Here is a 14,353-nt window from a genome sequence, read left to right on the forward strand (position 1 = left end):
GGCAATCGCCACAAAAAACTTACGTCAGGAAGCAAGTTTCTCTTGAGTTTGACCAAGAACTGCATTGATATCAATTTGAACTTTTTCAAACTCTCTCTGCTGTTGCTCAATCCAACTTTTTTCGGCTAACCTTTGTTCTGGTGTTTCCTGTTGATAACGACTTTGTAGCTCAAGGAAGTTATTGTAAAAACAGAGCAACTGCTCCAGGCATTCTTCTACTAATCTCACTCTATCGTCAAAGATGGTTGTAACTTGCTTTTGTATTTTTCGGGAAATTTCGTCTTTATTTTGAGCAACATGTTTCCACTCAATATCTCCCCATCGATTCTGCAAATCTTTTATTGCCTGACTGAAAAGATCATGAAGTCCAAGAAGGGGAATGCCACCGAACAAACTTTTTGGATCTTTAAACTTTAGATTCTCTGCTTGAAAAATGTCTTTAATTTTAAATTCACTCTTCTTAGCTGTTTCGGTATCTAAGAGTTTAAGGCTTGAATCGAGGGCATTGAAGTTGATTATCGCTAAATCTTGAAAAATTAGTACAAGTCCCTCTCGAATGACTTGACTCATCTCATTAGACTGGGCGAGAAGTATAGGTCGTACATCCAATAAAAATCCCTTCTTATCATCCCAACCAATTCCATCCTTCATTCGTCCTTTTGAGTCAACGAAATATTTCTTCCTAAGTTCCTCAGCACGTTCATTCCAAGATTTTGTAAGCTTTCCGATTGCAGTAATCTTGTATGCAGTAGTCATGGTCTGAATTCTAACTTTGCAACCGCTAATTTCTCCTAGCTGCTGCCAAATTTCTAAACTCGAGGCTTCACGAATTCTTTGCTTACTCTGCCAAACTTCTTCACCAAGCGCTAAGTTATCAAAGCAAAGCTTAAGCGTTTCGTTGAGCTTGGTAGTAGATAACCTAAGTTCTGCAATACATGAGGCAGTAGATTCCTGCAAAACTGATGCAGTCTGTTTAATTTCTACAGACTCTAAAGAATTATATTGAGCATCTAATAGCTGTTCTGTAGATTGAGCAACTTTTTCAAAAGCCTGCAAATATTGATTCATCCGTGAAACCTCTGACGCTCTCAGCAAGTTAGGAGGGCTACGATGTACCTAGCTTTCCCCGTCAACTGTTAATTTACTCAAGTTCATGATAGACACTTTGTTCCCATCTGGAGCCGAAATGGAGTTTATGTTTCCTCCTGCAATCCAAGAAGGCATCCGTCAGGGCATATATAAGCAGGTTTTCCTAGATAATGGCACGCCCATTGGGATGGCAAGAAATCTAGAGGGGCGCTTTGTAAGTCATGCGATCGGTACTTTAGTCCGCCAGAAGCCTTTATTTGAAGCTGTTCTTGGTGATTTAGGAACATTAGCTGGAAGTCCTTCCAATCCTCTATCTCCTTTAATAGGAGGGATACAAATGTTTCAAGTACATAGAGGGTTTCAAAAGACTTATCAGAAACTTGATACAATTCAGCTTGGTTTACAATCCCTTCAAAATAGCGTGAGTGTTTTGCAAACGGCTACAGCCCTAATCGGTATTGGTACAGTAGCAGGAGTTGTTCTATCGGCTATAAACCTACATCAAACACTCAAATTAAGAGAAGACGTTAAGCAGTTACGAATAGAGATCAAAGATGGCTTCCTTGATCTTAAACAAGCCCTAAAAGGCGTAGAAGCGGAGATTCTTCAGCGAATAGATCAAGTCGCTCAAGATGTTGAGTTTAGGCATCACCGTACTATTATAGCTAGAGCCTATGGACGCTTTACAACCGCCTTAATCTACTTGAGAGATGCTTTAAAAGCCAACGATGTAAGCTTAAGAAATTCAGGAATCAATAATGCTCAAAAAATGCTATTTGATGCTCTAGCTGACTATGATGCTCCCCATTTATTAGAAGGAACTTGTCCTGCGGGTCAACTTCGTCGGCAGGAATGCGTTTGGGCAATCAATCAGGCAATCACGAAAACTTACGAACTGCAAGGTGAATATGGTATCGTTGGCGATCGCATTTCTGAGCTTCAAGAGAAGATTTGCCAAGACTCTCTCTATATAGTTAACAAATGTGGGTCTGAGGACGAGTTGGATTTCCTGTTTCCAGAAATAACTCGCATTCACAGTCACGATATGGCAATGTTGCAGTCCTGGAAAAACCATGCTGCTTGGATACAAGAATTGTCTCCAGCAGAAAAGGAACTTTTAGCAAATGCAGATTTAACCGATTCTGAAACTGACGCTGATATTGCTCAATCAAATATAACTACAGTCGAACCTCAAGAACAATTATTTTACGAAAGCCTGAAATCAAAATCACATTTTCTAGCTTTACGCGATCAGCTAAAACTGATTGTCCGTCCAACTCTGCGTCTAACTTACGAGGACTTCGTTAGTCAGCAAGCTCAGAAAACAAACTATAAAGCGCTTGCTCCTTCAACGTGGAAAGGAGTGCCAGATTTAGCAGTTGCCAATTTGTACTGGTATTTCAAAAACAATGAAGAAGGAGCAACAACATAGAAAACCTTCAAAAACTTCTCTCACATACTTTGTTCTACATCCCATTAAGTTGAAAAAGATCGCGAAGGATTAAGAATCATTGCACAAAAGTGGGGTGATTAAGTGGAGGCGATCGCCCTACTTCTTTTGTACCAACCTGCTCAGCGATCGCCCCCCACATTTCCATATCCTAAGAAATAAATAGCGATCGCTCATGCCTTGGATATCTCTGAGACAATCGTAAGCAATTCTCAAACTCAGAAGTATTGTCCAAAACCTTTGGACAAGCGACCCACAGCGAAACGGAGATCAGTTTATGAAATTGGCTTACTGGATGTATGCCGGCCCTGCGCACATTGGTACTCTCCGCGTCTCCAGTTCCTTTAAGAATGTCCACGCCATCATGCACGCTCCGATTGGCGATGACTATTTTAATGTGATGCGATCGATGTTAGAGCGCGATCGCAACTTTACGCCTGTCACCATTAGCTCCGTCGATCGCAATGTGTTGGCGCGAGGTTCTCAAGAAAAAGTGGTGAACAACATCACCCGCAAGGATGCCGAAGAAAAGCCTGACCTGATTGTGCTGACCCCGACCTGCACTTCCAGCATTCTGCAAGAGGATTTGCAAAACTTTGTCGATCGCGCCCAAATTGATGCGAAGGGCGACGTGATGCTGGCTGACGTAAATCACTATCGTGTGAATGAACTGCAAGCCGCCGATCGCACGCTTCAGCAAATTGTCCAGTTTTACATTGCCAAAGCGAAGAAACAGGGCAGCTTGCCCACAGGCAAAACCGAGAAACCTTCCGTTAATATCATCGGCATTACCTCCCTTGGCTTCCACAACCAGCACGACTGCACTGAACTAAAGCGGCTGATGGCAGATTTGGGAATTGAGGTGAACCAGGTAATTCCTGAGGGTGCATCGGTTCAAAATCTGAAGGATTTGCCCAAAGCCTGGTTCAATTTGGTGCCTTACCGTGAAGTTGGCTTGATGGCGGCGCAATATCTCCAGGAAGACTTTGGGATGCCCTTTGTAGACATTACGCCGATGGGCGTGGTGGAAACAGCCCGCTGCATTCGCAAAATTCAGCAAGTGCTGAATGAACAGGGCGCAGGGGTGGATTACGAAGACTTCATCAACGAGCAAACCCTGTATGTCTCACAAGCCGCCTGGTTTTCTCGCTCGATCGACTGCCAGAACCTGACGGGTAAGAAAGCAGTTGTGTTTGGCGACAATACTCACGCTGCTGCACTCACCAAAATCTTGTCCCGTGAGATGGGAATTCATGTGGTGTTGGCAGGGACTTACTGCAAGTATGACGAAGCCTGGTTCCGGGAGCAGGTGAGTGAGTACTGTGATGAGGTGATGATTAGTGATGACAATGGGGCAATCGGCGATGCGATCGCCCGCCTAGAACCCTCTGCCATCTTCGGTACCCAAATGGAACGACATGTGGGCAAGCGACTAGGCATTCCCTGTGGGGTAATTGCGGCTCCGATTCACATTCAAGATTTCCCTATTGGCTATAAGCCTTTTGTGGGTTATGAAGGGACCAATCAGATTGCTGACTTGGTCTACAACTCCTTCACGTTGGGGATGGAAGATCACTTGCTCGAGATCTTTGGCGGTCACGATACTAAGGAAGTGATCACTAAAGGTATCAGCGCTGATTCTGATCTGGGCTGGACAAAAGATGCACAGGCGGAGCTGAACAAAGTACCTGGCTTTGTGCGCGGTAAGGTGAAACGCAATACGGAAAAGTTTGCGCGCGATCGCAACTTAACCGAAATCAGCGTCGAAGTGATGTACGCCGCAAAAGAAGCGGTCGGTGCTTAAGTAAGTTGAGCAACGTGCATCCTATCCTTTAGGGGAAAGAAGTATGTAGATTGGGGTAGCCATTAGGCTGCCCTTTTTTGTATGGAGAGCTAAATAGCTAAAACCCAATGCCTAACTAGATGGCATTGGGTTTTGCACTTGCTCTATTTAACTTGTGCTGCACCAGGAGCCCAGAAGTCGTGCTCGTTAGGTACTATGCTTCCGTCTTGGCATCTGTGTTCAGGTTCAGTGCAGGTCTGCGCTCAGCAAAATATCTGAGGATGAAAGTATTCACAAAAGTCAGAATGACTGGACCCAGAATGAAAGCTAGAATTCCTCGAACTGCGAATCCGGGGGTTAGTACTGACGCAAGCCAGAAACAAAGTCCGTTAACTACAAGCGAGAACAAACCAAAGCTCACGAAGTTGAGCGGCAGAGATAGTGTTGATAGAACTGGCTTTGCAGTGGAGTTAACCAGTCCAATCACCAGAGCGGCAATCAACGCTGCTGGAAAGTTTGCCAAATCAACACCAGGAACGGCTAGATCCACAACTAGCAAACTTAAAGCGGTAGCCAGAGCAGTAAAAAGGGCGCTAAGCATAAGATTTTCCTCAAACGAACTTCAACTTCAAGGGGAAGCAAAATACAAATTTGCTTAAACTACCTCAATGATCAGCCATATGACCTGACTGTCACCTCCCCATGCAGATAGATTCGAGGTCGTCCTAAAGACATTTTTGAAAAGGATTAGAACAAGCAAGCAACAATTAATTCTCATGGTGGAGGGCAATTTGATCTTAAGTTGAAACAATGGAATAAAAGCTAGCGTAAAAAGTCTCTAGTGCAAAAGTTTTTGGGAGAAACCTTATGAATTTACTTCGATTAGTTCTGGCAATTTTGTTACCTCCTGTTGGAGTGTTTTTGACCTACGGAGTTAGTACAACTCTGCTGATTAACATTGTGTTGACGCTCTTAGGTTGGCTACCGGGCAGCATTCATGCTGTTTGGGCGCTCGCCAAGCACAGCGAAGTAGCTCGCCGTCAAGAAAACTTCTAATTGATCTATTCCAGGACTGTAAATGTAGGGGGAGCGTTGCTCCCCCTACATTTTATTTTTTAGACTTATTTTTCAAACAAAAAGAAAGGTGAGCATTGCCCACCTTTCTTTTTAGATCTTTTTTCTTTTTATAGACTGGTGCAATTAGCTTGCATCACCGTTTCTAACGGAATGCCAAAGCTCTTTGAGCAATTGCTTCACTCGTTGCTCTCCTCGTGCTAGAGCGGCTCCGGCTTCACCCATTTTTTGCTCAAATTCTACTTGCTTCTGGTTTAACCGAGGCGTTTCTCCCACTTCAGCCTGAGCTTTAGTTTGGTCGTACCAAGTTTTAGCGCTGTCTAAATGCCGTTGAACCTCTTCATAACGAGCACCATAACGGGCAGCTAGATTGGCCTGCAAAACAGAGAGTTGGGTTTGCAGTTGGGCATAACGCTTCCGCATCGAAGACACTTCTTCGCTGTCTTTGACTGAACTCACAGCAGAATTAATGGCAGACTTGATCTCTGTTGATCTGCTGCTTCCCGTCTCCTCAATATCCATTAGAGCGCTGTCAATTTGTCCTTGAAGTGCTTTTTCTTCGCCATCAATTTGGGCTTGAAGCTGCTCAACTTCAGACTGAGTTTTGGCGATCGCCTGCCGTCTTACGCTGCTGATCCCTTCAATTGCGCCTTCAATTGAAGCGGTGATTTCTTCCTTCGTCTCCTGTCCCCGATCTTGCAAATTATCAATGACCGTGGAGACCGCTTCTCTAACGATCGAGCGAATTTCAACTGATCCTTCTTTAATTTCTGAAACTGCCTGTGATACAGCTAGTTTGACGATTTCTCGAATCCGTTCTGTTCTCAGTTGTCCTTCAGTTTTTGCTTTTTGAAGATCTTCCGAAATTTTGGTTTTAACAGAGTTTTCTTTGACCGAATTAGGCATAATTGGCTCCTGGCATCAAGCTGCCAATAAAACTGCTAATTCAAAAAGCCAAGCTAGGTCTGTTCGAGTAAAATTTATCGAGCTAGAAACGCTTAGCTTTTTTCCTCAACTCCTTTATGCTGTCGTAAAACTAAGGCAGCTTGACACTCCCGTAGGACGTAATAACCGATCCTATTCCGCACCACTACCCAAAAGGAATAAGCCGATCATCGTAACGCTATTCCAAAGGCTATGTAGCAGGATTGGAGATAGGAGACTACGCGATCGCGTATATACAAATCCCAACACGGCACCTAATAAAGTTAGCGGTAAAACTTCGGCAAGGCTGAGGTGAGCAGTTGCAAAAATTAAGCTGCTGAGGGCGATCGCCCATCCTACCGACATATAGCGAGTCAGAGATGGCAACAAAAAGCCGCGAAATAGGATTTCCTCGAAAATGGGAGCGGCGATCGATGCTGTCGCAAAAAACATTCCCAGTGCTATGGGGTCACCTTCCTCTAGCACAATTTGCAGCAGTGGGTTGCTGCCCCCCTGCCCCTGCCAAACCTGTTGATTGATCCACGACACCACGATCATCAATGGCAACGCTACGAGATAGCCGCCTCCCCCCCATAAAAACCAGTTACTTTTGCTCTTCAGGCGGAACCATTCCTGAGGAAGCGGCAGAAACTTACGGATCGAGAGGTAAAGCACAAACAGGGATATCCCTGCCATTGCGAGATAGTAGAGCAGCGCGTAGGCGGCTCTGGCGCGGCTATCAAATGCGGAGAAACCGATTCCAAGCAACTGTGAAGCCAGTGGCAGAACAATCTGCCCCGCAAAGAAAAAGCCAGCAATCAGCACCTGCCAGACGATTTCCCCGCTCCAGGGAGTTTCCCAGGTCGTGGTGCCGTTTTGAGCTAGAAGCGCTTGTTCGCCTCGAAAAGCCCGCTGTACTAGCAGTGAAATCAAGATGGCAGTACCCGCTAAACAGCCAATGATAGGGACCACACCAATCAGCGTTAGTTTGAGAAAAGTCTGCTGAGCGGCTGCTTGTGCAGCTTGCTGAAGAGCGGATATTGCATCAGGACGCTGTTGCAGTTCATACAGGCGGCTAAGAGCCCGATCGCGAAACCAGCCGTCCAGATTTTCCTGAATCTGCTGTTCAACATCGGGCAACAGCCGTGGCGGTTGGCTCCACAGACCCGTTAAGGTTTCGGCTACTCGGTTAGGTGGGGGGGCTGTTGCATCTGAAGCCCTTGTATCCGAAGCAGTTGCATCCGAGGCTGACCGAGTCCCGTTGCTGGCAGTCGATCTCGACCAGGTTTCTAAAGCGGTTTCCACTTGACCTTGCTCAGCTTGAAGAATGCCAATTCGCAGGTCGAGTTGGTCAATCAGCGTTTGCTGTTGTCGAATCGCGGTGCGTAACTGACCTTGCTTAGAGGGATCTGAAGAGGAGGTTGGAAATTCTGGCGCGGCTGCGTCGGCGACAGTAACCTGATCAAGCCGTGACTGAAATCGGTCGAGTTCAGTTTGAGCCGTTTGCCGCACGTCCTCGTATTGCTCAAGCGAGGTGGCGATCGGGTCCTTACCTAAAATTGCAGTACGGGTTGAGTCTACGTTTGCACCACTTGCTTCAGGCTGAAACTCGGTCGCTTGAAGCAACAAATCAGTTTGATAAAGCTGAAGCCGACTGGTAATTTGCGGCTCACTCCAACTGCCGATCAGGGAACTGCCAACTAAAAAGACAACAAAAAAGGTGAGACCGGTTAAAACCAACCGTTTCAATGTGATCATTTCTCGCGGTGGAAGCGGGTTTGCAGACAAATTCGGATGGAATCCTTCACAAAAGCTAAATTAGGCGAATAGGAATTAACTCTACCTTGATTGGCATTATCGCACTGTTCTTTAGGTCAAGAAATGTTCGGGTGGAGTGCCAGAGACAGGTTAAAATGCATCTGGTTTTGACTGTTTTCTGTCCTGTTGATCCTGCGGTTCTTGAAAGAAATGAGGCTCGGTTGCGTTTCTTTCATCGGTTGCGTTTCTTTCAAACGACAGGTCAATTTGTAAACAAACCTTAGTGGAGGATAAAGCCCTGACTACTCGCGTCATTCTCGTGCGTCACGGCGAGAGCACCTACAATGTCCTGCGTAAAGTTCAGGGTCACTTTGACGAATCTTACCTGACGGATGCGGGCGAAGCTGCTGCGCGTCAGGTCGGTAGTGCCCTGCAAGGTTTAAGCTTTAGTGCTGCCTACAGTAGCCCATTGCAACGCGCTAAGCAAACTGCAACCTTGATTTTATCGGCCTTGGAACAGCAGGATTCCTCAGGCTCAGTGCCACCGCTGCAACTTCGTGATGACCTGAAGGAAATCAACCTGGCTCTCTGGGAAGGGCTGGATTTTGATGAGGTTGAGCGGCGTTTTCCTGAAGGCTATCGGCTGTGGCGCGATCGCCCCCACGAGCTTTCCATGCAGGTTCCTAATGAGAATGGTACGACAGAATTCTTTCCGGTACCGGCCTTGTACGAGCAAGCAAAGCAGTTTTGGCGGGAAGTTTTACCCGACCATGCTGGGGAAACGATTCTAGTCGTCGCTCACAGCGGCATCAATCGGGCTTTGCTCAGCACTGCCATTGGGCTGCAACCCGAAAGCTATCAGACTTTTTATCAGTCCAACTGCGGTATTAGCGTATTGAACTTCGCGCGTGGGTTAGGGCAGCCCGTACAGCTTGAATCCGTTAACCTAACTGGACACATGGGCGAAGTGTTGCCCAAAACTCGTCAAGGACAGCGAGGTCCACGTCTGCTGCTGGTGCGTCATGGGGAAACCGACTGGAACCGTCAAAAGCGATTTCAAGGGCAAATTGACGTACCGTTAAATGACCAGGGACGGGTACAGGCAGAGCAGGCGGGCGCATTCTTACAATCGGTGGCGATCGCCAAAGCCGTTAGTAGCCCAATGCTACGTCCTAAAGAAACAGCCGAGGCGATTCTGAAAAGGCATCCTGGTCTAAACCTGGAGCTTGATGAAAACCTGTGTGAAATCAGTCACGGACTCTGGGAAGGCAAGCTGGAGGAAGAGATTGAGCAGGGCTATCCTGGGCTGTTAGCCCAGTGGCAAAGCGCCCCTGAAACCGTTCAAATGCCTGAAGGTGAGAATTTACAGCAGGTGTGGGATCGGGCGATCGCTGCCTGGGATGCGATCGTCCAGTCCGCCGCTCAGCTCGACCCGCCTGGAATTACTCTTGTCGTTGCCCATGATGCGGTCAACAAAGCAATTCTCTGTTATCTGGCTGGAGCAGGTCCAGAGCGCTTTTGGGCATTTAAGCAAGGCAATGGAGCCGTTAGCGTGATCGACTATCCACATGGCATCGAATCTCGTCCTGTGATTCAGGCGATGAACATCACGACTCACCTGGGTGGGGTGCTAGACCGGACGGCGGCAGGGGCGTTGTAAATGGCTGAGCTATTTCGCCAGGTGCGGTTGCTTGATCCGGTTTCTGATAGCGATCGCGTAGCAGATGTGCTGGTTGCCGATGGGGTGATTCAGCAGGTAGAGGCGCAGATTGCTGATCTGCTAGAAGATGTGGAAATTTGCGATCGCCCCAACCTGATCCTGGCACCGGGACTGGTCGATCTCTACAGCCACTCTGGTGAGCCCGGATATGAATCTAGGGAAACTCTGGATTCACTCATGCAATCTGCACTGGCAGGTGGCTTCACGCGACTGGCGTTATTACCCGACACCGACCCCGCAATCGACAATCCGGCGGGTGTGGAAAGAATGCGATCGCTGCTGCGCCTCGCTGGACCGATCCCCCAGGTTGACTTTTGGGGTGCCCTCACCACCCAGGTCAAGGGCGAGCAAATGACCGAACTGGCAGAACTTGCCGCTGCCGGAGCAATTGGCTTTGCTGACGGTCGCCCGCTGCAAAACTGGGCGCTAGTGCGCCGACTACTAGAATACTGTCAGCCTTTGGGTAAACCGATCGCCTTCTCCTGCTGCGATCGCCAGCTAGCCGGAAATGGGGTGGTGCGAGAAGGCTTAGAATCGATGCAGCTAGGCTTACCGGGAAGTCCAGCGATCGCTGAAACTATTGCCCTAGCGGCGCTATTGGAGTGTGTTGAAACCATCGGCACCCCAGTTCACATCATGCGCGTTTCCACCGCCCGCAGCGTTGAGTTGATTCGAGCCGCAAAATCCCGTGGTTTACCGATTACTGCTAGTACGACGTGGATGCATCTGCTGCTCAACACGTCTGACGTTCAAAGCTATGATCCCAGCCTGCGTCTAGAGCCACCGCTAGGCAATTCACCCGATCAAGCTGCCCTGGTTCAAGGTTTAGAGGAAGGCGTGCTGGATGCGATCGCCATTGACCATACCCCCTACACCTACGAAGAAAAAACTGTTTCCTTTGCTGAAGCGCCTCCAGGAGCAATTGGTCTAGAACTGGCGCTGCCTCTGCTCTGGCAAAAGTTTGTGGAAACAGGGAACTGGGAGGGGCGATCGCTCTGGCGATATCTCAGCACCAACCCTGCCCTTTGTTTGGGACAAACTCCTGCCCAACTGCAACCCGGTCAAGTTGCAGAGCTAACTCTATTTGATCCCCATCATCGCTGGCAAATTACGCCACAAGCTCTCAAGTCGCTTTCCACCAACACTCCTTGGCTGGGGCGGGAAGTCACGGGGCGCATTTTAAGAACTTATCCAGGAAGATAAGTTACGGGACATGCAATATATCTACAGAATGTTGCAGATGTGGGTAGGAGCGCACCGCAGTGCGCCCCTACAGAAATTAATGTGTCGCGAAATCTGTTTAAGTCGGTATTAGAAGTTTCGGCTTAGCTAATGTAGTCCGCCAAGGTCAAAATCAACAAAGAGCCAACAATGTGCCCAAAGCTCATTGCACCCAAAAAGCCTCCTACACTGATGTTGTTGAACAGTTCTGGGAAAGGCAGAGGCATCTGACGACCATCATGGGGACGCTCAATTCCTCGGCTAGCTAAGAACAAAATTACAAGACAGGAAATACTCATAATCAGAGCTTCTGGCAACCCCCAGGTATTGCCAGCACGAGCAGTAGTTTGTTGGGCAGCAGCTAATAACGTAGATAAGATCATAGACTTTTCTCCTCGACGAAACTGAACTGAATAACATCCATCAGTGTTCGTCTTAATCGCCGTCTACACCTCTCCCCGTCGGGAGATTTGTGATTTTGATCCAAGCTAGCGATGCTTTTCTACCCCAACTTGCTGACACATTTCTGCTACCGGACAGGTTGAACAGTGGGGTAGATTGCCTGTGCAAATGTGTTTGCCAAAGGGAACCAGCAGTTGGTTAATTTCTACCCAGTAAACAGTAGGTAACTTGGCTTCAAGGGCAGTGAGTGTTTTTTCGGGTTTGCGGGTTTGCACATAGCCCCAGCGATTGGTGACTCGGTGAACGTGGATATCGACACTGATGCACGCTTGACCACAGGCAATTCCCAAAGTCAGGTTGGAGCATTTAGGACCAACACCATCAAAGGCAAGCAACACCTCTGCCTCACAGGGCAACTCACCATTGTAGTCCGTCACGATGCGTTGGGCAATCGCATGAATCTGCCGTGACTTCGGCTCATGAAACGTGCAGTCTTGAATTAACTGCTCAATTTCAGCAGGAGTTAGGCGACTCATTGCTTCTGGAGTTCGGGCACGCGCGAATAACCGCCGAGAAACGGGCAGGCTGACTTCGTCATAAGTACGAATAGAAATAATGCAGGAAACAAGCTGCTCAAATGGCGAACCGTATCCCTCATCTGCCAGCGCAAACATAGCAGCTTTAGGAAAGGGACGCACTGCCTCGCGAATACGCGCTATTGCCCGATTAATCTCAAACAGTTTTTCGACCACCCTGAATCACCTCAACAAAAAAACCTGATATTTCTATCAGGTTAAACGTTGTCGCTTTCAGCAAGGTCATCCAGCAAATGTCTCGCCAAATATTTTTTGCTGTGCTTATGTAAGTTTGCCCGACATTAACGGAGCCCTAACGTCAGTGTTCCTGCTTTAACTCATCTCCATCTCGTCGGGATCTGTATGCTCTGTATAAAGATGCTCTGTATAAAGCTTTTGCCAAAGTACTTGAGCTTGCTGATCTTGCTCCGACAGAGGCGTATGTGTGTTAGGTGCTGACTTGCCCCTTTCCTGAAGTGTGTCTTCCAAAGCCTGGATATCCCGGCGGATTTGTTGAAGTAGCAGATCGAGCTCAGATTGCATCACAGTTTGCTGGGTGTCCCTTCTCAAGCTAGATTCAGGCGTGGGTAGAACCTGTGACTATATCTTCAAAGTACGATGGCAATTGCGATCGCACTTCATCCATCTGTCTCGCCTGTCTGGGTGAGCCTGGGTTTTTGAAGTCACCTCATCAGATGACCCGCTGTGTCAGAGAGTTTTACCCCAATAGACAAATCAGGGACAGGATGTGGCTAAGATATCAATCGTAAGTTGACAGCCTTCAAGGGGTTGGGCGATCGCCCGCCTCACCTTTCCATAAATCCTTAAGTTAGATAGAGGCATCTAATGGATAAAATTCAAGCTCAAGCTGCTCATCTCTGGCAGCGCCTGTCTGCACCCGAAACAGGTGCAACCTATCAGCAGGCAGCCCTGCTCACTGGGGATCTTCTGAAAGAAACAGCGACATTACTCTGGCTGCTAATTTGCTTATTTCTTGTTGCTTTTGAATGGTTTTGGAAAACCTCTGTGCAGCTAGGCAGCAACTTTCGAGCATGGTTATCTGGCATCGAGCAGTCCAGCCCAGATCGGGTTGTATCCGAGGCAGGCAGAGCCTTACTGTCAGCCGGAAAGAATAGTGTTGGTTTTACGCTCTCCCAAGCAAAAGAACAGTTGGGACTTCCAGCGGAACAGCCCACCCAGTCCGCAGCATTGCCAGCTAAACCCTCACCTGTCAGTTCCTCACCAGAACCTTATCAATCACCTCCGCCTGCTGCTTCCTTTGCTGCGCCAACCCCACCATCAACACCCTCGCAACCTTCAGCTCAACCGGTCGAGCCAGATGTCAGCGATGACGCAGAATGATTTAGGTCTCTTTGATTCTTAAAAGAGTTGCGGTTGGAGGAATCGGCTTCTTCTGCCCCCGACAATCGCAACCAATCGTATTGCTATAGAATATGTAAGTAATGCAAAGAGTTGTAACAAAACGATGACCCAACCTCAACCCACTGTCACTCCCAAGCTAGAAGAACCAAAGTTTGGATTTAACGACTACGCAGAACGTTTGAACGGGCGCGCCGCTATGATTGGTTTCGTTTTGACGCTAGCTATTGAATACGTTACTGGGCAAGGGCTGCTGTCCTGGTTAGGTCTGTACTAAATCGGTTTGGGCAAAAGAATTTTACCTTCGCAGGGGTGAGCATTGCTGATCTGATGTATGAGTAGGGGCATGGACATGCCATGCCCTACAGAGGAAATTGAGATCTGTGAAGCAGACCCGCATTCAGCAATGCTTAGGGGTGAACAATCGTTTGCCCTTGCTGAAGCATTGTTAGCTTGCTCTTCAAATGGTTTGCCGATTGGTAGAACGAGTAATCCGTTTCCAGTGAACTTTATTTGTCTGTTTATATTTCCTATAATTTGCTCTGCTTGATGAGCTAGCTTAGAGATAAAGAGTTCACAGGTGGATAGACGGTGTAGATCTCTCTTATAGATCTTAAATAGATTGCCTGAATCAAAGGCGTATTTTGAAGACAAGCGAGCCGCAATGAACTTACTCTGGTCACGGATGCTGAAGTCTGGATATCGTAAGGAACCTATTTCAAGCTTTATTATTACGGTCGGGGCTGTGGATGCAGTAATTGGTGGCGTGGGCGATCACCTCTCTCTCATGCTTTTGGGCGTAGGACTTGTTGGCGTGGCGATCGCCCTGCGCTGGTGGAAGATTCGTCAAAGCAAAATCGAGATTCCGAGTAGCGCACCGATTCATTACCTGCCGGGGCATTCCTCTCGCCCTCAGCTTCCCACATTGAGTATGTCTCGCAAAACTCCGCCTCGCCGAACCTGAAATATTTTTATCA

Annotated in this window: 15 protein-coding genes; 8 read left to right on the forward strand and 7 right to left on the reverse strand. The window is 47.7% G+C overall.

The genetic code is table 11. From position 1 onward, the window contains the following. Positions 1-24: 24 nt before the first annotated feature. The gene (locus H6G00_RS33260; protein ID WP_190800005.1) at positions 25-1,068 is read right to left on the reverse strand and encodes a hypothetical protein; all 1,044 of its coding nucleotides are present in this window, start codon (positions 1,066-1,068) and stop codon (positions 25-27) included. Positions 1,069-1,186: 118 nt separating this feature from the next. On the opposite strand from H6G00_RS33260, the gene H6G00_RS33265 reads away from it, so the two are divergent. After that, positions 1,187-2,521 (forward strand): hypothetical protein, encoded by a 1,335-nt coding sequence (locus H6G00_RS33265; protein WP_190800006.1) that lies wholly within the window; start codon positions 1,187-1,189, stop codon positions 2,519-2,521. 295 nt (positions 2,522-2,816) lie between these two features. Continuing rightward, positions 2,817-4,343, forward strand: coding sequence for a ferredoxin:protochlorophyllide reductase (ATP-dependent) subunit B (gene bchB, locus H6G00_RS33270; protein ID WP_190800007.1), 1,527 nt, complete (start codon positions 2,817-2,819; stop codon positions 4,341-4,343). Between the two features lie 193 nt (positions 4,344-4,536). On the opposite strand, the gene H6G00_RS33275 is transcribed toward bchB, so the two are convergent. Beyond that, positions 4,537-4,923, reverse strand: coding sequence for a phage holin family protein (locus tag H6G00_RS33275; RefSeq protein WP_190800008.1), 387 nt, complete (start codon positions 4,921-4,923; stop codon positions 4,537-4,539). 266 nt (positions 4,924-5,189) lie between these two features. Here H6G00_RS33275 and H6G00_RS33280 point away from each other — a divergent pair, with 266 nt between their 5' ends. After that, positions 5,190-5,378, forward strand: a complete 189-nt coding sequence (locus tag H6G00_RS33280) for a YqaE/Pmp3 family membrane protein (RefSeq protein WP_190644994.1) — start codon at positions 5,190-5,192, stop codon at positions 5,376-5,378. 144 nt (positions 5,379-5,522) lie between these two features. Here the strand turns inward: H6G00_RS33280 and H6G00_RS33285 are convergent, their stop codons facing one another. Both H6G00_RS33285 and H6G00_RS33290 read right to left on the reverse strand, forming a co-directional pair. After that, on the reverse strand, positions 5,523-6,302 hold the full coding sequence (locus tag H6G00_RS33285; RefSeq protein ID WP_190644993.1) for a histidine kinase: 780 nt from the start codon (positions 6,300-6,302) through the stop codon (positions 5,523-5,525). A 171-nt stretch (positions 6,303-6,473) separates the two neighbouring features. After that, complete coding sequence (locus H6G00_RS33290) at positions 6,474-8,060, reverse strand: type II CAAX endopeptidase family protein (RefSeq protein WP_242042642.1); 1,587 nt, start codon at positions 8,058-8,060, stop codon at positions 6,474-6,476. 301 nt (positions 8,061-8,361) lie between these two features. On the opposite strand from H6G00_RS33290, the gene H6G00_RS33295 reads away from it, so the two are divergent. Further along, positions 8,362-9,738, forward strand: coding sequence for a histidine phosphatase family protein (locus tag H6G00_RS33295; RefSeq protein ID WP_347278258.1), 1,377 nt, complete (start codon positions 8,362-8,364; stop codon positions 9,736-9,738). Next, on the forward strand, positions 9,739-11,001 hold the full coding sequence (locus H6G00_RS33300; RefSeq protein WP_190800009.1) for a dihydroorotase: 1,263 nt from the start codon (positions 9,739-9,741) through the stop codon (positions 10,999-11,001). 122 nt (positions 11,002-11,123) lie between these two features. Here the strand turns inward: H6G00_RS33300 and H6G00_RS33305 are convergent, their stop codons facing one another. The 3 genes from H6G00_RS33305 to H6G00_RS33315 form a co-directional block, all read right to left on the reverse strand. Continuing rightward, a complete protein-coding gene (locus H6G00_RS33305; protein ID WP_190644991.1) occupies positions 11,124-11,402 on the reverse strand; it encodes a photosystem I reaction center subunit PsaK in 279 nt (92 codons plus the stop codon). A 105-nt stretch (positions 11,403-11,507) separates the two neighbouring features. Beyond that, positions 11,508-12,173, reverse strand: a complete 666-nt coding sequence (nth, locus tag H6G00_RS33310; protein ID WP_347278259.1) for an endonuclease III — start codon at positions 12,171-12,173, stop codon at positions 11,508-11,510. Between the two features lie 156 nt (positions 12,174-12,329). Then, positions 12,330-12,539 carry a hypothetical protein gene (locus tag H6G00_RS33315; RefSeq protein ID WP_190644990.1) on the reverse strand — a complete coding sequence of 70 codons (210 nt, stop codon included), beginning with the start codon at positions 12,537-12,539 and terminating at the stop codon, positions 12,330-12,332. A gap of 303 nt (positions 12,540-12,842) precedes the next feature. On the opposite strand from H6G00_RS33315, the gene H6G00_RS33320 reads away from it, so the two are divergent. The 3 genes from H6G00_RS33320 (at position 12,843) to H6G00_RS33330 (ending at position 14,340) form a co-directional block, all read left to right on the forward strand. Then, on the forward strand, positions 12,843-13,358 hold the full coding sequence (locus H6G00_RS33320; protein ID WP_190800010.1) for a hypothetical protein: 516 nt from the start codon (positions 12,843-12,845) through the stop codon (positions 13,356-13,358). Between the two features lie 124 nt (positions 13,359-13,482). Beyond that, positions 13,483-13,653, forward strand: a complete 171-nt coding sequence (locus tag H6G00_RS33325) for a hypothetical protein (RefSeq protein ID WP_190644987.1) — start codon at positions 13,483-13,485, stop codon at positions 13,651-13,653. Between the two features lie 387 nt (positions 13,654-14,040). Continuing rightward, positions 14,041-14,340, forward strand: a complete 300-nt coding sequence (locus H6G00_RS33330; RefSeq protein WP_190800052.1) for a hypothetical protein — start codon at positions 14,041-14,043, stop codon at positions 14,338-14,340. The last annotated feature ends 13 nt before the right edge of the window (positions 14,341-14,353 follow it).

It is taken from the genome of Leptolyngbya sp. FACHB-541 (genome assembly GCF_014695875.1).
Taxonomy (GTDB): Bacteria; Cyanobacteriota; Cyanobacteriia; order Elainellales; family Elainellaceae; genus JAAUTN01.